Origin of the sequence: Pseudorhizobium banfieldiae (assembly GCF_000967425.1) — a bacterium.
In the GTDB taxonomy this organism is placed as follows: Bacteria; Pseudomonadota; Alphaproteobacteria; order Rhizobiales; family Rhizobiaceae; genus Neorhizobium; species Neorhizobium banfieldiae.
Genome location: NZ_FO082820.1, coordinates 3,813,218 through 3,832,500 on the forward strand (window position 1 = coordinate 3,813,218; position 19,283 = coordinate 3,832,500).

Annotated in this window: 21 protein-coding genes (1 of these 21 cut by a window edge); 9 read left to right on the forward strand and 12 right to left on the reverse strand. The window is 62.4% G+C overall.

Annotation, left to right across the window (positions count from 1 at the left end):
* Window positions 1–12: 12 nt before the first annotated feature.
* Entirely contained in the window at window positions 13–735 is a 723-nt protein-coding gene (locus tag NT26_RS18420) for a response regulator transcription factor (protein ID WP_052640873.1), read from the reverse strand.
* 327 nt (window positions 736–1,062) lie between these two features.
* Between NT26_RS18420 and NT26_RS18425 the strand changes: the two genes are divergently transcribed.
* From NT26_RS18425 to NT26_RS18435, 3 genes are all read left to right on the forward strand, one after another.
* Window positions 1,063–2,673 (forward strand): phosphoenolpyruvate carboxykinase, encoded by a 1,611-nt coding sequence (locus NT26_RS18425; RefSeq protein ID WP_052640875.1) that lies wholly within the window; start codon window positions 1,063–1,065, stop codon window positions 2,671–2,673.
* A 95-nt stretch (window positions 2,674–2,768) separates the two neighbouring features.
* Entirely contained in the window at window positions 2,769–3,203 is a 435-nt protein-coding gene (gene arfB / locus NT26_RS18430; protein ID WP_052640877.1) for an alternative ribosome rescue aminoacyl-tRNA hydrolase ArfB, read from the forward strand.
* Window positions 3,204–3,207: 4 nt separating this feature from the next.
* A complete protein-coding gene (locus NT26_RS18435) occupies window positions 3,208–3,819 on the forward strand; it encodes an alpha-ketoglutarate-dependent dioxygenase AlkB family protein (protein ID WP_052640879.1) in 612 nt (203 codons plus the stop codon).
* Here the strand turns inward: NT26_RS18435 and coaA are convergent, their stop codons facing one another.
* The 7 genes from coaA to hisB are packed head-to-tail and all read right to left on the reverse strand — an operon-like array spanning window position 3,820 to window position 8,411.
* Entirely contained in the window at window positions 3,820–4,806 is a 987-nt protein-coding gene (gene coaA / locus NT26_RS18440; RefSeq protein WP_052640881.1) for a type I pantothenate kinase, read from the reverse strand.
* Window positions 4,803–5,123, reverse strand: a complete 321-nt coding sequence (locus NT26_RS18445) for a phosphoribosyl-ATP diphosphatase (protein WP_052640883.1) — start codon at window positions 5,121–5,123, stop codon at window positions 4,803–4,805. The genes coaA and NT26_RS18445 overlap by 4 nt, the downstream gene beginning before the upstream one ends.
* Window positions 5,124–5,141: 18 nt before the next feature.
* Window positions 5,142–5,918 (reverse strand): imidazole glycerol phosphate synthase subunit HisF, encoded by a 777-nt coding sequence (hisF, locus tag NT26_RS18450; protein WP_052640885.1) that lies wholly within the window; start codon window positions 5,916–5,918, stop codon window positions 5,142–5,144.
* Entirely contained in the window at window positions 5,915–6,658 is a 744-nt protein-coding gene (gene hisA / locus NT26_RS18455; RefSeq protein WP_052640887.1) for a 1-(5-phosphoribosyl)-5-[(5-phosphoribosylamino)methylideneamino]imidazole-4-carboxamide isomerase, read from the reverse strand. The genes hisF and hisA overlap by 4 nt, the downstream gene beginning before the upstream one ends.
* Before the next feature lie 3 nt (window positions 6,659–6,661).
* The gene (hisH, locus tag NT26_RS18460) at window positions 6,662–7,312 is read right to left on the reverse strand and encodes an imidazole glycerol phosphate synthase subunit HisH (protein ID WP_052640889.1); all 651 of its coding nucleotides are present in this window, start codon (window positions 7,310–7,312) and stop codon (window positions 6,662–6,664) included.
* A complete protein-coding gene (locus tag NT26_RS18465; protein WP_052640891.1) occupies window positions 7,312–7,788 on the reverse strand; it encodes a DUF2628 domain-containing protein in 477 nt (158 codons plus the stop codon). The genes hisH and NT26_RS18465 overlap by 1 nt, the downstream gene beginning before the upstream one ends.
* A gap of 17 nt (window positions 7,789–7,805) precedes the next feature.
* A complete protein-coding gene (gene hisB, locus NT26_RS18470) occupies window positions 7,806–8,411 on the reverse strand; it encodes an imidazoleglycerol-phosphate dehydratase HisB (protein ID WP_052642365.1) in 606 nt (201 codons plus the stop codon).
* 182 nt (window positions 8,412–8,593) lie between these two features.
* Here hisB and hslV point away from each other — a divergent pair, with 182 nt between their 5' ends.
* The 5 genes from hslV to NT26_RS18495 all read left to right on the forward strand — a co-directional run bounded on the left by hslV (window position 8,594) and on the right by NT26_RS18495 (window position 15,299).
* On the forward strand, window positions 8,594–9,118 hold the full coding sequence (hslV, locus tag NT26_RS18475) for an ATP-dependent protease subunit HslV (protein WP_052640893.1): 525 nt from the start codon (window positions 8,594–8,596) through the stop codon (window positions 9,116–9,118).
* A 68-nt stretch (window positions 9,119–9,186) separates the two neighbouring features.
* The gene (hslU, locus tag NT26_RS18480; protein WP_052642367.1) at window positions 9,187–10,494 is read left to right on the forward strand and encodes an ATP-dependent protease ATPase subunit HslU; all 1,308 of its coding nucleotides are present in this window, start codon (window positions 9,187–9,189) and stop codon (window positions 10,492–10,494) included.
* 182 nt (window positions 10,495–10,676) lie between these two features.
* Complete coding sequence (locus tag NT26_RS18485; protein WP_052642369.1) at window positions 10,677–11,606, forward strand: DUF1402 family protein; 930 nt, start codon at window positions 10,677–10,679, stop codon at window positions 11,604–11,606.
* Window positions 11,607–11,648: 42 nt separating this feature from the next.
* Window positions 11,649–13,052 (forward strand): cytochrome P450, encoded by a 1,404-nt coding sequence (locus NT26_RS18490; protein WP_052640895.1) that lies wholly within the window; start codon window positions 11,649–11,651, stop codon window positions 13,050–13,052.
* 132 nt (window positions 13,053–13,184) lie between these two features.
* Window positions 13,185–15,299: a malate synthase G gene (locus NT26_RS18495; RefSeq protein WP_425287742.1), complete on the forward strand. Its 2,115-nt coding sequence runs from the start codon at window positions 13,185–13,187 to the stop codon at window positions 15,297–15,299.
* 59 nt (window positions 15,300–15,358) lie between these two features.
* Here the strand turns inward: NT26_RS18495 and NT26_RS18500 are convergent, their stop codons facing one another.
* Entirely contained in the window at window positions 15,359–16,021 is a 663-nt protein-coding gene (locus tag NT26_RS18500) for a L,D-transpeptidase (protein WP_052640899.1), read from the reverse strand.
* A 173-nt stretch (window positions 16,022–16,194) separates the two neighbouring features.
* Between NT26_RS18500 and NT26_RS18505 the strand changes: the two genes are divergently transcribed.
* Window positions 16,195–16,683: an MmcB family DNA repair protein gene (locus NT26_RS18505; protein ID WP_052640901.1), complete on the forward strand. Its 489-nt coding sequence runs from the start codon at window positions 16,195–16,197 to the stop codon at window positions 16,681–16,683.
* 3 nt (window positions 16,684–16,686) lie between these two features.
* Here NT26_RS18505 and NT26_RS18510 read toward each other — a convergent pair whose 3' ends face one another.
* The 3 genes from NT26_RS18510 to hrpB form a co-directional block, all read right to left on the reverse strand.
* Window positions 16,687–17,262 (reverse strand): ActR/PrrA/RegA family redox response regulator transcription factor, encoded by a 576-nt coding sequence (locus NT26_RS18510; RefSeq protein WP_052640903.1) that lies wholly within the window; start codon window positions 17,260–17,262, stop codon window positions 16,687–16,689.
* A gap of 66 nt (window positions 17,263–17,328) precedes the next feature.
* A complete protein-coding gene (locus tag NT26_RS18515; RefSeq protein ID WP_082077769.1) occupies window positions 17,329–18,672 on the reverse strand; it encodes an ActS/PrrB/RegB family redox-sensitive histidine kinase in 1,344 nt (447 codons plus the stop codon).
* Between the two features lie 47 nt (window positions 18,673–18,719).
* A protein-coding gene (gene hrpB, locus NT26_RS18520; RefSeq protein WP_052640905.1) for an ATP-dependent helicase HrpB crosses the window boundary here: on the reverse strand, window positions 18,720–19,283 show its 3' end. Its footprint extends 1,923 nt past the window's final position; the window shows 564 of its 2,487 coding nt (coding positions 1,924–2,487); its start codon lies off the right edge, out of view — the gene reads right to left on this strand; the stop codon is at window positions 18,720–18,722.

A 19,283-nucleotide genomic window follows, 5' to 3' on the forward strand; every position in this document is an offset into this window, starting at 1 on the left:
CGATTGCCCTGGTCAGGTGGCTTCGCGGAAGCGATAACCCACCCCATAGAGGGTCTCGATCATGTCGAAATCGACGTCGACCATCTTGAACTTCTTTCGCAAGCGCTTGATGTGACTGTCGATCGTCCGGTCGTCGACATAGACCTGTTCATCGTAGGCCGCGTCCATGAGCGCGTCGCGGCTCTTCACCACTCCGGGCCTCTGGGCGAGCGAGTGGAGTATCAGGAATTCGGTCACGGTCAAGGTGACGGGCTCGCCCTTCCAGGTACAGGTGTGACGCTCCTGGTCCATCAGGAGCTGCCCGCGTTCCAGCGTACGGGCCTGCTGGGCCTCCGTTCCCGCCTTGCTGCCGACTGCCCCCAAGGTCTCCCTAGCGCTCGCCCGGCGAAGTATGGCCTTGACGCGCTCCACCAGCAGACGCTGGGAGAAGGGCTTGGTAATGAAGTCATCGGCGCCCATCTTGAGGCCGAACAATTCGTCGATCTCCTCGTCCTTCGATGTGAGGAAGATCACCGGTATGTCCGACTTCTGCCGCAGCCGGCGCAGCAGTTCCATGCCATCCATGCGGGGCATCTTGATGTCGAAGATCGCCAGCTGCGGCGGCCGGGCAAGAAGCCCGTCAAGTGCGGATGCGCCGTCCGTGTAGGTCTCGACCTTGTAGCCCTCGGCCTCCAGTGCAATCGACACTGACGTGAGGATATTGCGGTCGTCGTCCACCAGGGCGATTGTCTGCATGCTCTCTGTCTCCACTACCATTCGTGCGCATCTCCAGGAGTATCCCAGCCGCGTCGGTGTTCCGACGATGCGCGTTTTTGAGTATAAAGGTGGAACAAATTGTGGCAAGGCAAGGGATCGGGGGCAGGGAGTCACAATCCCTCTACTCAAGCGAGGGGTGCTAGGTCTGGGTTAAAACGCGACCTAAACCGATTTAAGAAGAAATAAATTTTTTTAAATCGATTAATTTATTGATATTGTTGGCTTATCGCCGTCCACCCTACTTGCTCTTTGTGAAGCCCGGCGCTAGTTGAGGGCCACATACAACGCCAAGGAAGGAAGGCGCGCATGCAGGAGCTCGGACTTTACAATCCGTCCAATGGGATAGCGGCGATCGGCTTCCAAGACGTTTCCCGCGTCAATTACAACCTCTCGGAAACGGAACTTTACGAAGAAGCGATCCGCAACCGGGAAGGCGACCTGACGGCGGACGGCGCACTGCGGGCCGTCACCGGCCAGCACACGGGTCGCTCGCCGAAGGACAAGTTCATCGTGCGCGATGACACGACCGAGGATGTCATCTGGTGGGACAACAACCGGCCCATGTCGTCGGAACGCTTCGAGATTCTGCATCAGGACATGCTGGCTCATGCGGCTGGCAAGACCCTCTATGTCCAGGACCTGATCGGCGGTGCCGACCCGGAAAACGCGCTTCCGACACGGGTGGTGACCGAACTGGCCTGGCACGCGCTGTTCATCCGCAACCTCCTAATTCGGCCGAGCCGCGCTTCGCTCGAGACCTTCGTTCAGAAGCTGACCATCATAAACCTGCCGAGCTTCCGTGCCGACCCGGCCCGTCACGGCTGCCGGACGGAAACAGTCATCGCCTGTGACCTGACCCGCGGCATCGTGCTCATCGGCGGCACGTCCTATGCCGGGGAAAACAAGAAGTCGGTCTTCACCGTTCTCAATTACCTGCTTCCGTCAAAGCATGTCATGCCGATGCACTGCTCGGCCAATGTCGGTCCGGGTGGCGATGCGGCCGTCTTCTTCGGCCTCTCGGGCACCGGCAAGACGACCCTGTCGGCCGATCCGAGCCGCACGCTGATCGGCGATGACGAGCATGGGTGGGGCGAGAACGGCATCTTCAACTTCGAGGGTGGCTGCTACGCCAAGGCGATCCGTCTTTCCGCCGAAGCGGAGCCGGAAATCTATGCCGCAACCCGCCGCTTCGGCACCGTGCTGGAAAACGTGGTCCTGGATGAAAACCGTGTTCCGGATTTCGACGATGCGTCGCTGACGGAGAACACCCGCTCGGCCTATCCGCTGCATTTCATCCCGAATGCATCGGCGACGGGGATCGCGCCCCATCCGAAGACGATCATCATGCTGACGGCTGACGCTTTCGGGGTCATGCCGCCGATCGCCCGGCTGACGCCCGAGCAGGCCATGTACCACTTCCTCTCCGGCTACACGGCCAAGGTGGCCGGTACAGAAAAGGGCGTGACCGAGCCGGAGGCGACGTTCTCCACCTGCTTCGGTGCGCCGTTCATGCCGCGCCATCCGGCGGAATACGGCAACCTGCTACGCGACCTGATCGATCGCCATGGCGTCGATTGCTGGCTCGTCAACACGGGCTGGACTGGCGGTGCTTATGGCGTCGGGCGTCGCATGCCGATCAAGGCGACGCGCGCGCTCCTGACGGCGGCCCTGACCGGGGACCTCAGAACCGCGCAGTTCCGCACCGACCCGAACTTCGGCTTTGCGGTCCCGGTTGCGGTTGAGGGTGTCGACACCGCCATTCTCGACCCACGCTCGACCTGGGCCGATGGTGCTGCCTACGACCAGCAGGCGAAGAAGCTCGTCTCGATGTTCATCGCCAACTTCGAAAAGTTCGAGGACCATGTCGACAGCCGGGTGCGTGATGCCGCCCCTGTGCTGTTGAATGCGGCCGAGTAAGCCACTCGAACTGACTAGCATATGACCGCCGGGCCCCAACGTCCGGCGGTTTTCTTTGTCCATTGTTTATGGGATAGAGGCCACCGGAGGCGACCATGGCCAGCAACCCGCTCTATATTAACGATCGCATCACCATTGCCGGCTGGGAATTGACAGAGCAGTTCGTGCTGGCTGGCGGCGCGGGCGGCCAGCACGTCAACAAGGTCTCGACTGCCGTCCAACTCTTCTTCAACCTCGCCGATTCTCCGTCGCTGCCGGACCGTATCAAGGCGGCTGCCATTCGTCTGGCCGGGCGCAGGATGTCGAAGGATGGCGTACTGATGATCGAGGCGAACCGGTTTCGCAGCCAGGACCGCAATCGCGAGGATGCGAGAGAGAGGCTGAAGGAGTTGATCCTCAAGGCATCCGAACCGCCACCGCCGCCACGACGGGCGACCAAGCCCACCAAGGGCTCGGTCGAACGGCGTCTCAAAGCAAAGGCCGGCCGATCGGAAGTAAAGAAGATGCGTGGAAAGCCGGCGGGAGACTGATCGGATGACAGCTCTGCACGACGGAGTTCGCTACCTGCCTGCATATCTTGACCGAAAGGGCCAGGAGGCTCTTGTCGACGAAATCAGGCAGGTGGTCACGGAAGCACCGCTCTATGTTCCCGAGATGCCGCGTACCGGCAAGCCGATGTCGGTCCGAATGACGAATTGCGGCCCCCTCGGCTGGGTGACGGACAAAGAGTGCGGCTATCGCTACCAGGCCGCCCATCCCGTGACCGGTCGGCCGTGGCCTGCGATCCCGTCACGGCTTCTGGAACTGTGGGCGAAGATTGCCGACTACCCCAAGCCGCCAGAGGCGTGCCTCGTCAACTTCTATGACGATCAGGCACGCATGGGTCTGCATCAGGACAAGGACGAAACGGATCTGTCCGCCCCCGTTCTCTCCATCTCGCTCGGAAACACCTGTCTCTTCCGGATCGGCGGAACGGAACGCAAGGAACCGACACACTCATTCCGCCTGACGAGCGGAGACGTGCTCGTCCTCGGAGGAGCGGGGCGCCTCTGCTTCCACGGGGTGGACCGGGTCTACCCGGAGACCTCGACATTGCTGAGGAACGGCGGACGCATCAACTTGACCTTGAGACGGGTCAACCCCTGATCAGAGCTTGCGCAGTGCGACCGTCTCGACCAGGTGGTTCGAGCCCTTGCGCAGGATGAGGTCAGCGCGGGGGCGGGTCGGCAGGATGTTCTGCCGCAGGTTCTTCAGGTTGATGTTCTCCCACAGCCCCTCGGCGATCGCGCGCGCCGCATCCTCGCTGATGGTTGCATAGCGGTGGAAGAAGGAATTCGGATCACGGAAAGCTGTGTTGCGAAGCTTCATGAAGCGCTCGACATACCAGTTATGGATCAGCGCCTCGTCCGCGTCGATATAGATCGAGAAGTCGAAGAAGTCCGAAACCATGGGCACGAACTTGCCATCCGCCGGCAGATCGCGGGACTGCAGCACGTTGATGCCTTCGAAGATCAGGATGTCCGGGCGATCGACTACAGTGAATTCATCAGGGAGCACGTCATAGGTGAGGTGGGAATAGCGTGGTGCCTTGACGTTCGGCTGGCCGGCCTTGATCGCCGAGAGGAAGCGCAACAGCGCGCCGATGTCGTAGCTTTCCGGAAAGCCCTTCCGTTCCATCAGGTTCTCGCGCCTGAGCACTGCATTGGGGTGGAGAAAGCCGTCGGTGGTGATCAGGTCCACCTTCGGGCTGGAGGGCCAGCGGGCCAGCAGCTCCTTCAGGATACGCGCCGTCGTGGACTTGCCGACCGCCACGGAGCCCGCAATGCCAATGACGAAGGGTGTCTTGGTGACGTCGGACAGGCTGAGGAACCGGTTGCGCTGCTGGAACAGCAGCAGCGAAGCCTCCACATGCGCCGAAAGAAGCCGTGACAGCGACAGGTAGATGCGCCGGACCTCGTCGAGATCAATCGGGTCGTCGAGGGAGCGCAGCCGTGCCACCTCGTCGAAAGTCAGCGTCAAAGGCGTATCCGCTCGGAAACGCGCCCACTCCGCCGATGTGAAGACGTGGTAGGGCGAGTAGGTCGCGGAAGAGGATTGCTCGGTGCCTTCAGCCGGTTGCGCTGCCGGGGTCATGATGGACGGTTCGCCTTTTCCTGCAGGCCGGACTGGGCGGTCCGCCGCTGAAGTTCGTCCAGCACATCCTTGAGCGGAATCCCGGCGATATTCAATACGACCATTAGGTGATAAAGGAGGTCCGCGCTTTCGCTCACCAACTCCGGCCGCCCCTGCGAAACCGCGGCGATCACCGTCTCGACGGCTTCCTCACCGAGTTTCTTGGCGGCCTTTGTCTGACCGGCGGCTACGAGTTTCGCCGTCCAGGACTCATCGGTTGCAGCCTTGGCACGCGTTGCGACGATCCGCTCGAGATCGCTGAGGGAGAAATCGCTCATCTTCTGTCTCCAGCGACGTCAGTATAGCCGCATCGCGATGCCGTGCTCGGCCATGTAACGCTTGGCTTCGCCGACGGTATAGGTCCCGAAGTGAAATATCGAGGCCGCCAGAACGGCGGTGGCATGACCGTCCCGAATGCCGGCCACGAGGTCATCGAGCGTGCCGACGCCTCCGGAGGCGACGACCGGAACCTTCACGCTGTCGGCAATCGCCTTGGTCAGCGCAATGTCGTAACCGCTCTTGGTGCCGTCGCGGTCCATCGAGGTGACCAGCAGCTCGCCGGCGCCCTTGTCGACAACCTTGGCGGCGAATTCCAGCGCATCGATGCCCGTGGCCTGGCGACCGCCATGGGTGAAGATCTCCCAGCGATCCAGTTCTCCGGCCGAAGAGACCTTTTTGGCATCGATCGACACGACGATGCACTGATTGCCGAATTTGTCGGCGGCCTCGGCAACGAAATCCGGGCTTTTCACGGCGGCGGAATTGATCGAAACCTTGTCCGCGCCGGCAAGCAGAAGCCTCCGGATATCGCCGACGCTGCGTACGCCGCCGCCGACCGTCAGCGGCATGAAGCAATGGTCTGCGGTTCGGGCAACGACGTCGAAGATGGTCTCGCGATTATCCGAAGACGCGGTGATGTCGAGGAAGCAGAGCTCGTCAGCGCCGGCGGCGTCATAGGCCTTGGCCGCCTCGACCGGATCGCCGGCATCGATCAAGTCGACGAAATTGACACCCTTGACGACGCGACCGTCCTTGACGTCGAGGCACGGGATGACGCGGGCCTTGAGGCTCATGCGGCCTCTCCTTTCTGCTTGCGGATCAGCGCCAGCGCCTCGGCCGGATCGATCCGGCCGTCATAGAGCGCGCGACCGGATATCGCGCCTTCCAGACGTGCGGCATCAGGCTGCAGCATCCGCCGTATGTCGTCGATCGATGCAAGGCCTCCGGAGGCGATGACGGGGATCGACACCGCATTCGCGAGTTCTAGGGTCGACTCCCAGTTGATGCCGGTCAGGATGCCGTCGCGGTCGATGTCCGTGTAGATGATCGCTGAGACGCCGGCGCCTTCGAACTTCTGGGCGAGCTCGATGACGCCGAGCTCGGAAGCCTCCGCCCAGCCCTCGACGGCGACCTTGCCGCCCTTGGCATCGATGCCGACGGCGATCTTGCCGGGAAATTCTTTGCAGGCTTCGATGACCAGTGCGGGATCGCGCACCGCCACGGTGCCGAGGATGACGCGCGCCAGTCCGCGCGACAGCCAGTTCTCGATATGTGCGAGCGTGCGAATGCCGCCACCGAGCTGCACCGGGTTCTTCGTTGCCTTCAGGATAGCATCTACGGCCGCGCCGTTGACGCTTTCGCCGGCGAAGGCGCCGTTCAGGTCGACCACATGCAGCCACTCGAAGCCCTGGTCTTCGAAGGCTTTCGCCTGGGCTGCCGGGTCAGCATTATATACGGTGGCCTGCTCCATGTCGCCGAGCTTGAGGCGCACGCACTGGCCGTCCTTGAGGTCGATGGCGGGAAAGAGGATCATGCTTCAGGGCTTCCATCGCAGAAAATTGGCGATCAGTGCGAGACCCAGGGTCTGGCTCTTCTCCGGGTGGAATTGCGAGCCGGCCATGTTGTCGCGGGCCACGAAGGCGGTCATTGGTCCACCGTAGTCGGTGGTCGCCACGACGTCCTGCGGGTTCTTTGCCGCCAGATGATAGGAGTGGACGAAATAGGCGTGCAGTCCATCCGGTCCGGTCGGGATTCCATCGAAGAGAGGGTGAGGGCGCTTCAGGTCGAGCGTATTCCAGCCAATCTGCGGGATCTTCAGGTTCGGATCGGAAGGCTCCATTTCCCTGACGTCGCCTTCGATCCAGCCAAGGCCATGCGTGACCGTCTTCTCGAGCCCGCGGGATGACATGAGCTGCATGCCGACGCAGATGCCGAAGAAGGGCCGGCCATTTTTCTCGACCGCCTGAACCAGCGCGTCGTGCATTCCGGGGACGGCGTCGAGCCCGGCGCGGCAGTCTGCATAGGCGCCGACGCCCGGCAGGACGATCCGATCGGCCGCGGCAACCACATCCGCCTTGTCGGTCAGCTCGACCGTGGCACTTAGGCCCCCCTCGTGCGCGGCACGTTCGAAGGCCTTGGTCGCAGACCTGAGATTGCCGGAGCCGTAGTCGATGATCGCGACGCGCATCAGCGTCCTCCCTGGTCGAAGAGGCCAATCCCGCCACGGTCCCACCCTGCTGCGGAGGGGGTGCGAACGGAATTTACCCAGTTGGCAGCGGCGACCGGGGCCGTCGAAGCCTGAGGCAGGCCTGCAAAGTAAATTTCCTCGGCGGTATCGAGATCCGCTGCCATGACAACGTCCTGCAGCGCCCACCCGCGCCGGATGAGGCTCTCGCTATAGAAGTGCCGTCCTTCCAGTGCAACGAGAAGATTGATGGAAAGGGCGGCGAGAAATCCCACCACCGCAAATCCGGAAACCTGCATCAGCTGGCCGGCGGCAACCTGTGCAAGGAAGACAGCCAGTGCCGCGAGCCACAGCCGCTTGGTCAGGAGCCAGATCCATGGAAAGAACAGCGCAAGCCAGGAGAAGCGGTCGGCAAGGATCACGGTCTTCTCGTGATCCGGATCTGTGCCCGGAGGGGTGAGAATAAGATAACTCTTCAACTTTGCTCCTTGGCCGCTCAGACCAGCGTTCCCTTCGTGGAGGGGACACGGCCTGCCTGGCGCGGGTCGATCTCGGTTGCCGTTCGGAGGCAACGTGCCACCGCCTTGAAGCAGGTCTCGGCGATATGGTGGTTGTTGGCGCCGTAGTAGTTGAAGATGTGCAGCGTGATGCCGGCATTCTGGGCGAATGCCTGGAAGAATTCACGCACCAATTCCGTATCGAAGCTGCCGACCTTCGGGGAACTGAACTCGACATTCCAGACCAGGAAGGGTCGGCCCGACAGGTCGACCGCTGCCTTGGTCATCGTTTCGTCCATGGCAAGATCGAGCGAGGCATAGCGCGTGATCCCGCGGCGGTCGCCGAGGGCCCGGGAGATCGCCTGGCCGATCGCGATGCCCGTATCCTCAACCGTGTGGTGGTCGTCGATATGGAGGTCGCCCTCGACCGCGATCTCCATGTCGATCAGCGAGTGGCGGGCCAACTGGTCGAGCATGTGATCGAAGAAGCCGACGCCCGTGGAGATCTGCGAGGTTCCCGTTCCGTCGAGGTTGACGGTGACGGAGACCGATGTCTCGTTCGTCTTGCGGGAAACCGATCCCATGCGCGCGGCGATTTCGGCCATTGTCTGCTCCATGCGAGTGTCGTGCGCTCCATAACAGGCGGCCTGCCAAATATCCAGCAAAAGCGCGGCGCGCCTTCCGATAGGCTCGGCTTGATTTGCAATCATGAGATCCCCGCTTACATAGGCATCAACAGGGCGCAAAGCCTCCAACGCAAGGAGCCTTCGAGGCAAACGGGTAAAGAATGACAACGATCATAACGGTCCGAAAGGGCGGCAAGGTCATCATGGCTGGCGATGGCCAGGTGAGCCTCGGCCAGACAGTGATGAAGGGCAACGCCCGCAAGGTCCGCCGCATCGGCAAGGGTGAGGTGATAGCCGGTTTTGCCGGCGCAACGGCGGATGCCTTCACGCTGCTCGACCGGCTGGAGAAGAAGCTCGAGCAATATCCCGGTCAGTTGATGCGGGCTGCCGTGGAACTAGCCAAGGACTGGCGGACCGATAAGTATCTTCGCAATCTCGAGGCGATGATGCTGGTGGCCGACAAGACCATCACGCTCGCCGTCACCGGCAATGGGGATGTGCTGGAGCCCGAGCACGGCACGATCGCCATCGGTTCTGGTGGGAACTATGCGTATGCGGCGGCGCGGGCACTGATGGACAGCGACAGGTCGGCGGAGGAAATAGCCCGCACCGCGCTCGATATCGCCGCCGAGATTTGCGTCTACACGAACCACAATCTCGTTGTTGAGGCGCTGGACGCCGAGTAATGACATTCAGGAATGGGTCCCCGCCCGGGCTTTCGGGAGCCGGGCGGCAGGAACGCCAAGAGGACATCATGACAAACTTCTCCCCCCGCGAGATCGTCTCCGAACTCGACCGTCACATCATCGGGCAGCACGATGCCAAGCGCGCCGTGGCTATCGCATTGCGCAACCGCTGGCGTCGCCAGCAGCTCGACGAGAGCCTGCGCGATGAGGTGATGCCGAAGAACATCCTGATGATCGGCCCGACCGGTGTCGGCAAGACCGAGATCTCGCGGCGTCTGGCAAAGCTTGCCGGCGCCCCCTTCATCAAGGTCGAGGCCACCAAGTTCACCGAGGTTGGCTACGTCGGCCGCGATGTCGAGCAGATCATCCGCGACCTCGTCGAGGTCGGCATCGGCCTGGTGCGCGAGAAGAAGCGCGCCGAGGTGCAGGCGAAGGCGCATATGAGTGCCGAAGAACGTGTCCTCGATGCGCTGGTTGGCCCAACCGCGTCGCCGGCAACCCGCGACAGCTTCCGCAAGAAGCTCCGCAATGGTGAGCTGGACGACAAGGAGATTGAGATCGAGGTGGCCGACAGCGGCTCCGGCATGCCCGGTTTCGAGATCCCGGGCATGCCCGGCGCCAATATCGGTGTCCTGAACCTCTCGGAAATGTTCGGCAAGGCCCTCGGAGGCCGCACCAAGAAGGTGCGAACCACCGTCTCCAAGTCCTATGGCGAACTCATCAGGGATGAATCCGACAAGCTCATCGACAATGAGGTCATCCAGCGCGAGGCGGTACGCGCGGTGGAAAATGACGGCATCGTCTTCCTCGACGAGATCGACAAGATCGCAGCCCGTGACGGCGGCCTGGGCGCCGGCGTTTCGCGCGAGGGCGTGCAGCGTGACCTCCTGCCGCTGGTCGAGGGAACGACGGTCGCAACCAAATATGGGCCGGTCAAGACCGATCATGTCCTCTTCATCGCCTCCGGTGCCTTCCATGTGGCGAAGCCGTCGGATCTCCTGCCGGAGCTGCAGGGTCGCCTTCCAATCCGCGTCGAACTGCGCCCGCTGACGAAGGAGGATTTCCGCCGCATCCTGACCGAGACGGAGGCAAGTCTGATCCGCCAGTACAAGGCGCTGATGGAGACAGAGCAGCTAAGCCTGGACTTCACGGAGGACGCCATCGATGCGCTAGCCGATGTCGCCGTCCATCTGAACTCGTCGGTTGAGAACATCGGCGCCCGCCGCCTTCAGACGGTCATGGAGCGAGTGCTGGATGAAATCTCGTTCAACGCACCCGATCGAGCCGGCAATACTGTGATGATCGATGCCGATTATGTGCGTGAGCATGTAGGAGATCTCGCAGCCGATACGGATCTGTCACGCTATATCCTGTAGCGTGGCAGCAACGCAGGCGAGGGATCTAGTGCATTTGACGTCAAGTTGATGTACACCGCCTCGACATGACGCCGGCCGATCGCTTAAAGGCTGGCGTCAACTCCGATGAAGAGAGCGAGTCTGGCGCGCCGGTCCTGCCGACATGGCCTGCCACGTTTGCCCGAGTCTGCAGGTCCGACATCTTGAAACGACTTCTACTCGCCTTTGTCCTGGCGCTGAGCACTATACCGGCGGCTGAAGCTGCTGGTCTTCGTGCGGTCCCGGAAGGCAATCGCCACGCCGAACAGCCGAAGGTGCCGGGCGCATCCGTCCGTCGCACCCAGGCCGGCCGCACCACTTTTGACCTCAAGTACGAGAAGATCCGTGACCTGCTGTCCGGAGATCGTGCACTGATCGCCAAGATCAAGGCGACTGCGGCCGACTACCGGCTGGACCCGATCCACATGATCGGCGCGATCGTCGGTGAGCATACCTACAATGTCGACGCCTACGACCGGCTCCAGTCCTACTACATCAAGGCGGCTGCCTATGCCGGGGATCGCTTCCGCTTCGGGCACGGTGACGAGTCCGTCAGCGAGTTCGTTGCCCGTCCTGAATTCCGTCAATGCGAAGGCAAGGCGGATTCCTACAGTCTGTGGACCTGCCGCGAGGTTGTGTGGGAGAAGGAATTCCGTGGCCGCACGGTCGGCGGCATCGCCTTCCCGAACAACCGTTTCAGCGCCGTCTTCTTTCAACCCTTCTACGCCGGGCAGACTTTCGGCCTCGGACAGGTGAACCCGCTGACCGCGCTGATGCTGTCGGACATGGTAGCCAAGTCGTCCGGTTATCCGAAGCTCGACGAAAACGATGCGGCGGGGGTCTACGAGGCGATCATGGATCCTGACAAGTCCCTGGCCTACATGGCTGCGGCGATCCGCAAATCCATCGACGATTATGCATCCATCGCGCGCGTGGACATATCGACCAATCCCGGCATAACGGCGACCCTCTACAATACGGGCGGCTCGGCGCAGCGTGCCGCTGCGCTGAAGGCGCGTAGCGGGCTGCCGGAAGAAAACTACTATGGCTGGCTCGTCAACGATAAGCTCGAAGAGTTGAAATCACTGCTCTGACTCCTGATATTCCTGGTTTGCACCAGTTTCAGGAGGGCTTCGATGGATATGCGCCCCGAGCCGTTCGTTCCGCCGGCCCCCATTCCTCGCACAGTACCGCCTTCTCGGCTGGAGATCATCCGGACCGTGTTCAACAACCCCCTGGAGCTATGGGGGGAGCCGTCCTACACGCTGCCATGGATCGAGACGAAGTTCCTGAAGGAACGAACGATCATCGTCAACGACCCAGGCCTGATCCGTCACGTCCTGGTCGACAACGCAGCCAATTACGAGATGTCGGAGATACGCCAGCTCATACTGCGGCCGATCCTGAGGGATGGCCTGCTGACGGCGGAAGGCCCTGTCTGGAAGCGCTCGCGAAAGGCCATGGCGCCGGTGTTCACGCCGCGGCATGCCCGCAGCTTTGCCGACCAGATGCTCTACAAATCGGAGGACTACGTCGAAAAGTATTCAGGAGTAGGCGAAGAGGGAGAGGTTTTCGACATTTCGGTCGACATGACCGAGATCACCTTCAACATCCTGTCGGAGACGCTTTTCTCGGGCGAGATCGTCACCGAGAGCAATGACTTTTCGGAGGATGTGGACAGCCTGCTCCACCGTATGGGCCGCGTTGATCCCATGGACCTTCTGCGTGCCCCGCCATGGGTGCCGCGGTTGACGCGGATCGGCGGGAAGCGTGTCCTCGGCAAGTTCCGCGAAATCGTCGCGAAGACCATGGCTCTCCGCCAGAAGAAGATGCGCAAGAACCCGGGCCACGTGCCGCAGGATTTCCTCACGCTGCTGCTGGAGCTTGCCGGCCCCGATGGTCTCACCATGGACGAGATCGAGGACAATATCCTGACCTTCATCGGCGCCGGCCACGAGACGACGGCAAGGGCGCTGGCATGGACGCTGTACTGTGTCGCCAACAGCCCGCAGATCCGCAAGCGGATGGAAAGCGAGATCGACGAGGTGCTGGCGTCCGGCGCTGAGCCGGTCGAGTGGATGGACCGCATGCCGATGGTAAGGGCGGCCTTCGAGGAGGCCCTGCGGCTCTACCCGCCGGCTCCTTCGTTGAACCGTGCAGCAATCGCCGACGACGAATGGACCAGTCCGGACGGAAAGACAGTTCGGATCAGGGCCGGGGTGACGGTTCTCATCATGCCCTGGACGCTTCACCGCCACCAGCTTTACTGGGATAATCCGCGCGCCTTCATGCCGGAGCGTTTCTTGCCTGAGAACCGTGGCAAGATCGGGCGCTTCCAGTACCTGCCCTTCGGCGCGGGGCCCAGGGTCTGCATCGGCGCCACGTTTGCGATGCAGGAGGCAGTCATCGCGCTCGCCGTCCTGATGAGCCGCTACCGTTTCGACATGACACCCGGGACGAAGCCCTGGCCGGTCCAGAAGCTGACGACCCAGCCGCGCGACGGCCTGCCGATGCGGGTCACGCGGCGCGTTCGCCAATAGGCGCATTGACAGCGGTGGCTGCCCGCGCAAATTGGCACGGATAATCCAACAAAAATGGCACAGGAGGAGGCCTGCATGGCACGCATCGACAAGAACGGGATCGCAATCGAGGAGAAGCTGCACGACTTCCTGATGCAGGAGGCGATCCCGGGAACCGGTGTCGATGTAGAGCGCTTCTTCTCTCAGCTCGCACAGATCATCTACGACCTGGCGCCGAAGAACCGTGCGCTGCTCGCCAAGCGCGATGAGATGCAGGAAAAACTCGACGACTGGTACCGCCAGAACGGCGCGCCGGCCGACCTCGACGCCTACGAGGCATTTCTGCGCGAGATCGGCTACCTCCTGCCGGAAGGTCCAGCTTTCACCGTCTCCACCAGCAATGTTGATCCGGAGATTGCGGAGATTGCCGGACCGCAGCTCGTCGTTCCCGTGATGAACGCCCGGTACGCCCTCAACGCGGCGAATGCTCGCTGGGGTTCGCTCTACGATGCCCTCTACGGCACGGATGCCCTTCCGGAGACGGACGGCGCCGAGAAGGGTAAGGGTTACAACCCGCTCCGTGGAGCGAAGGTCATCGCCTGGGCGCGGTCCTTCCTGGACGAATCTGTTGCGCTCTCGGGCGCCAGCTGGAGCGACGTGACGGGGTTCATCGTGAGCTCGGGCAGACTCACGGCGGCGGGACCGGAGGGGCGCACGGTCGAACTCTCAAATCCTGATCAGTTCGCCGGCTACACGGGCGAGCCGTCACAGCCTCAAAGCCTGATCCTGCGCCGCAACGGCCTTCATGTTCAGGTGCTGATCGATCCGACCACGGCGATCGGCAAGGAGGATCCGGCAAAGATCTCGGACGTGCGGCTGGAATCGGCAATCACGACGATCATGGATTGCGAGGACTCGGTCGCAGCCGTCGATGCCGAAGACAAGGTGCTGGTGTATCGTAACTGGCTCGGCCTCATGAAGGGCGATCTCCAGGAGGACGTGACCAAGGGCGGCAAGACGTTCATCCGCAAGCTCGAGCCCGACCTTGCCTTCACCGCGGCCGACGGCACGTCGGCGAGCCTCAAGGGCCGGTCGCTGATGCTGATCCGCAATGTGGGTCACCTCATGACCAACCCCGCCATCCTCGACCAGGAAGGTCGTGAGGTGCCGGAAGGCATCATGGACGCCATGGTCACGGCGCTCATCGCCCTGCACGACATCGGTCCGGAGGGTCGCCGCCAGAACTCGCGCCTCGGCTCCATGTATGTGGTGAAGCCGAAGATGCATGGCCCGGAGGAAGTGGCCTTCGCCTGCGAGATATTCGCACGCGTAGAGGAAGCGCTCGGCATGCCTGCGAACACGATGAAGATGGGCATCATGGACGAGGAACGCCGCACCACGGTGAACCTCAAGGAATGCATCCGGGCGGCCCGCGAGCGCGTGGTCTTCATCAATACCGGCTTCCTAGACCGGACCGGCGATGAAATCCACACCTCCATGGAAGCCGGTCCGATGATCCGCAAGGGCGACATGAAGCAGGCTGCCTGGATCAGCGCCTACGAGAACTGGAATGTCGATATCGGTCTCGAATGCGGTCTTTCCGGCCACGCGCAGATCGGCAAGGGCATGTGGGCCATGCCGGACCTGATGGCGGCCATGCTCGAACAGAAGATCGCCCATCCAAAGGCGGGCGCCAATACGGCCTGGGTTCCGTCTCCGACCGCCGCGACGCTGCATGCGACGCATTATCACACGGTCAACGTGGCGGAGGTGCAGGCAGGGCTGAAGAGCCGGAGCCGCGCCAAGCTTTCCGACATCCTCTCCGTTCCGGTGGTGCCCCGTCCGAACTGGACGCCGGAGGAGATCCAGCGCGAGCTCGACAACAATGCCCAGGGCATCCTCGGCTACGTCGTCCGCTGGATCGATCAGGGCGTCGGCTGCTCGAAGGTGCCGGACATCAACGACATTGGCCTGATGGAAGATCGCGCGACGCTGCGCATCTCCGCCCAACACATGGCCAACTGGCTCCATCACAAGGTGGTGGGCGAGGAGCAGGTCGTGGAGACCATGCATCGCATGGCGGCGGTCGTCGACGGTCAGAATGCGGACGATCCGCTGTATCGCCCGATGGCGCCGAACTTCGATGATTCGGTAGCCTTCCAGGCGGCCCTCGATCTGGTGCTGAAGGGACGCGAGCAGCCCAACGGCTACACCGAGCCGGTGCTGCATCGGCGCCGGCTGGAACTGAAGGCAAAGCTGCAGGGATGAAAAGAGAAGAGGCCGCCGGATTGCTCCGGCGGCCTCTTCGATCAAGACGTGGCCGTTCCTTACTGGATCACGACGACCTTCGCGTTCCGGCCGGGCCGCACGCGGTTGTAGAGGTCGATGACGTCCTGGTTCATCAGGCGAATGCAGCCGGAGGAGGCCGCCGTGCCGATCGAGGACCATTCCGGCGTGCCGTGCAGACGGAAGAGCGTATCCTGTCCCTTCTCGTTGAAGAGATACATCGCCCGTGCGCCCAGGGGGTTGTTGAGGCCCGGTCCCATGCCGGCCTCCACATAGCGGGCCACGTCCGGCTTGCGCTCGGCCATTTCCTTCGGCGGATGCCAGGTGGGCCATGCCTGCTTCCAGGCGACATAGGCCTCGCCGGACCAGGAGAAGCCTTGCTTGCCGACGCCGATCCCGTAGCGGACGGCCTTGCCGGCCGGCAGGATGTAGTAGAGGAAACGTTCGCGCGTGTTGACGACGATCGTGCCCGGTTTCTCCTGCGTGGAATAGGACACGATCTGCCGGTGGAACTTCTTGTCCAGCCGGTTGATCGGGATGGCCGGAAGAGCATACCCGGCATCAGTCACCGTGCCGTAGGAATCGGTGAAGATCTTGCTGGTTTCGACGCGGGTAACTTCCGTTGTGTCGGACGTCGTGGAGCATCCGGCCAGGGCAAGGCTTGCCAGGAGGCCGAATACCATCATGCTTGTGCGGCTGCGCATGGAGTTCTCTTGAAAATGGGTGAGCGACGCAGACGGAAACCGTCCTTGTTCCCGCGTTATTTTCGAATAGGTTTGCCTTGGCAAGCCGCGCCGCGCGTTGGAGGGCAGCCAACGCCACGATTGGCGGCGACACTGCCTTTTTTGCAACAAGTTCACCTGCCTAAACGGACCGCATGACCCTCGTCAGCATAGCCAACGACAATCCGCTCATTGATGGCCGTCAATCGGCACGGGCCATGATGGTCCGTCGAGGCCTGCAGATCCTGCTCGACGAGATGCGCCACGCGACGCTACCTGAATTGGTGCTGGCGAACGGACGCCGTGCCGACCTGGTGACGGTATCGGAGAAGGGCGAGATCTGGATCATAGAGATCAAGACGTCGATCGAGGACTTCCGGGTCGACTGCAAGTGGCCAGACTACCGCGCCTATTGCGACCGGCTGTTCTTCGCCACCCATCGGGAAGTGCCGCTCGACATCTTCCCCGAAGAATGCGGGCTCCTCCTCTCGGACGGCTATGGCGCGCACCTCATGCGCGACGCACCGGACCACCGGCTGGCGCCGGCGACACGAAAGTCGTTGATGCTGAACTTCTCCCGCGCCGCCGCCCGGCGGCTGCTGATGGCGGAATGGGCCACCGGCAGGAATTTCGACGAGGCATAGGTTCTATTTCGGTGCCCGCTTGGCGAGAATCCGCTGCAGCGTCCGCCGGTGCATGTTCAGCCGGCGCGCCGTTTCCGAAACGTTGCGTTCGCACATCTCGTAGACGCGCTGAATGTGCTCCCACCGCACCCGATCTGCGGACATCGGGTTCTCGGGAACGTCAGCCTTCTCGCCTGGCCGCTGCGTCAGCGCATGAAAGATGTCGTCCGCATCGGCTGGCTTGGCAAGATAATCGAGAGCGCCAAGCTTCACCGCGGTGACGGCCGTGGCGATATTGCCATAGCCGGTCAGGACGATCGCCTTGGTGTCTTCCCTGAGCTGTCGGATCGCCTCGATGACGTCGAGACCGTTGCCGTCGCCGAGGCGAAGATCGACGACCGCATACTTGGGCGGGCGAGCCTTCGACTTGGCAATGCCTTCGGCCACTGATTCGGCGACCTCGACCGCGAAGCCTCGCCCCTCCATGGCACGTGCCAGGCGCCGCAGGAACGGGCCGTCGTCATCCACGATCAAAAGCGTCGGATCAGAGCCGATCGCCTCGTCCGGATTGGCAACTGAAGGGGTTGTCTCTCTGTCCATCTCTTCTCTCCAGAAGCGTCACATCGTCATAACGCCTGCAAGCGCGTTGCGGACCACGTGCCGCTGCTAACCTTCCTCGAGCATGGCGCGCGGCCATTCGATCCTGATCCGCGCTCCCGGCTCGTTCCCGCTGCGGTTGTCGAATGTCAGTCGGGCGCCGGACCGTTCCAGCAATGTCTTGGCAATGAACAGACCAAGCCCCAGGCCGCCCGCCCGTTCAACTTCCTTGTTCCGTTTTGTCATATAGGGTTCGCCGATGCGAGAAAGAATATCCGGCGAATAACCGCTCCCATCATCCTCGATGATCAAGACGACCCGCTCGCGGTCATGCTCCACCGTCAGCGTCACCTGGCGACGGGCATAGTCGACGGCGTTCTCGATGAGATTGCCGAGGCCGTAAAGAATGCCCGCGTTGCGCAGGCAGACGGGCTCCGTTGCGCGGTCGCCGCGCTCGACGAGCGCAATCTCGATGCCGAACTGCCGGTGTGGAGCGATCACCTCCTCGATCATGGAGGAAAGGGGCAGGCGGCGCATGTGCTCTTCGCTTGCCGCGGAAAGGGAGGTCAGCCGCTGCAGGATGTCGCGGCATCGCTCGCTCTGGCTGCGAAGCAGCTGGACATCCTCGCGCAGGCGCTCGTCGGTGCCGAACTCCCGCTCCATCTCCTTTGCCACGACGCTGATTGTGGCAAGCGGCGTTCCCAGTTCGTGGGCGGCTGCCGCCGCAAGTCCGTCGAGCTGCGACAGGTGCTTTTCCCGCTCGAGCACCAATTCGGTCGCTGCCAGAGCGTCGGCAAGCAGCGTCGCTTCGTTGGAGACGCGATAGGCATAGAAAGCCGCAAAACAGGTCATCGAGACGATAGCGCACCAGATGCCGACCAGCATGACCGGCTGAAGCCGAAGCGTCTCGCCCGGATACCAGGGGAGCGGGTAGGGGGAGAATGCCAGCGCCGTCGTGCAGGCCAGCGCCAGAAGCAGCAGCGGGATCGCGTGACGAAGCGGCTGCGAGGCGAAGGAAATGATTACCGGCACGCAGATCAGCGGAGAGAACGGATTGGCGAGGCCGCCGGTGATGAAGAGCAGCGATGCCATCTGCAGGAGGTCGAAACTCAGCAGCGCGAGTGCCGCCTTCGGCCCCAGACGATGCGTTGAAGGGAACCAGAGCGACAGCATGATATTGGCGAGCGCCAGCGCGCCGATCAGGAATGCTGCCTGCAGCAAGGGCAACGGGAAGGCGAGAAGCAGGTCAACGGCAAGCACGGTCACTGTCTGCCCCGCCACTGCCAGCCATCTGAGCCGCACCAGTGTCTCCAGGCGGAACTTCCGGCTGATGGGTCGCGAGTTGAAATCCCGCGGCGGGGAAATATCCAGGTCCTTGCGGCTTACCGTCGTTGCTGCTTCTCGAATAGTCATCTGCGGCCTTTACGATCTCGCTGCGTCACCGCAGAGGCGGCATACTGTCACGTCCCGCGGGGTTTGGCACGATGGGTCGGCGTTGCCTCGGAAGGATCCTCAGGCCAGGGATGCTTCGGATAGCGGCCGCGCATCTCGGCCCGGACATCCTTCCAGGAGCCTCTCCAGAAGCCGGGCAGGTCGCGGGTGGTCTGGATCGGACGATGCGCCGGCGAGGTCAACTCCAGCAGAAGCGGCAGGCGTCCGCCTGCGACCGCCGGATGCGTCTTAAGGCCGAACAGCTCCTGGACGCGGATTGCCAGCACCGGCTCGTCACCGTCATAGCGGATCGGATGCCGCTGTCCGCTCGGTGCCTCGAAATGGGTGGGTGCCAGCGCATCGATCTGACGTTGCAGATCATGCGGGATGAGCGAACGCAAACCCTCCGTCAGGCTGCCGGGACGGATGTCATCCAGGCTGGTGGTGTCGCCCTGGAAGGGGACGAACCACGCCTCCAGGCGCCCCAGCAGGCCTTCGTCCGAGGCATCCGGCCACGGTTCGCCAATCGTCCGGTGCAGGAAGTCGAGCCGCTGGCGAAGATGCTGGGCATCCTTGGAGAAGGGAAGGGCCGC

Bases quoted from the DNA above. Each gene is read 5' to 3' on its own strand.
- NT26_RS18420 (WP_052640873.1), bottom strand. From the start codon at position 735: ATGCAGACAATCGCCCTGGTGGACGACGACCGCAATATCCTCACGTCA.
- NT26_RS18425 (WP_052640875.1), top strand. From the start codon at position 1,063: ATGCAGGAGCTCGGACTTTACAATCCGTCCAATGGGATAGCGGCGATC.
- arfB (WP_052640877.1), top strand. From the start codon at position 2,769: ATGGCCAGCAACCCGCTCTATATTAACGATCGCATCACCATTGCCGGC.
- NT26_RS18435 (WP_052640879.1), top strand. From the start codon at position 3,208: ATGACAGCTCTGCACGACGGAGTTCGCTACCTGCCTGCATATCTTGAC.
- coaA (WP_052640881.1), bottom strand. From the start codon at position 4,806: ATGACCCCGGCAGCGCAACCGGCTGAAGGCACCGAGCAATCCTCTTCC.
- NT26_RS18445 (WP_052640883.1), bottom strand. From the start codon at position 5,123: ATGAGCGATTTCTCCCTCAGCGATCTCGAGCGGATCGTCGCAACGCGT.
- hisF (WP_052640885.1), bottom strand. From the start codon at position 5,918: ATGAGCCTCAAGGCCCGCGTCATCCCGTGCCTCGACGTCAAGGACGGT.
- hisA (WP_052640887.1), bottom strand. From the start codon at position 6,658: ATGATCCTCTTTCCCGCCATCGACCTCAAGGACGGCCAGTGCGTGCGC.
- hisH (WP_052640889.1), bottom strand. From the start codon at position 7,312: ATGCGCGTCGCGATCATCGACTACGGCTCCGGCAATCTCAGGTCTGCG.
- hisB (WP_052642365.1), bottom strand. From the start codon at position 8,411: ATGGCCGAAATCGCCGCGCGCATGGGATCGGTTTCCCGCAAGACGAAC.
- hslV (WP_052640893.1), top strand. From the start codon at position 8,594: ATGACAACGATCATAACGGTCCGAAAGGGCGGCAAGGTCATCATGGCT.
- hslU (WP_052642367.1), top strand. From the start codon at position 9,187: ATGACAAACTTCTCCCCCCGCGAGATCGTCTCCGAACTCGACCGTCAC.
- NT26_RS18490 (WP_052640895.1), top strand. From the start codon at position 11,649: ATGGATATGCGCCCCGAGCCGTTCGTTCCGCCGGCCCCCATTCCTCGC.
- NT26_RS18495 (WP_425287742.1), top strand. From the start codon at position 13,185: ATGCAGGAGGCGATCCCGGGAACCGGTGTCGATGTAGAGCGCTTCTTC.
- NT26_RS18500 (WP_052640899.1), bottom strand. From the start codon at position 16,021: ATGCGCAGCCGCACAAGCATGATGGTATTCGGCCTCCTGGCAAGCCTT.
- NT26_RS18505 (WP_052640901.1), top strand. From the start codon at position 16,195: ATGACCCTCGTCAGCATAGCCAACGACAATCCGCTCATTGATGGCCGT.
- NT26_RS18510 (WP_052640903.1), bottom strand. From the start codon at position 17,262: ATGGACAGAGAGACAACCCCTTCAGTTGCCAATCCGGACGAGGCGATC.
- NT26_RS18515 (WP_082077769.1), bottom strand. From the start codon at position 18,672: ATGACTATTCGAGAAGCAGCAACGACGGTAAGCCGCAAGGACCTGGAT.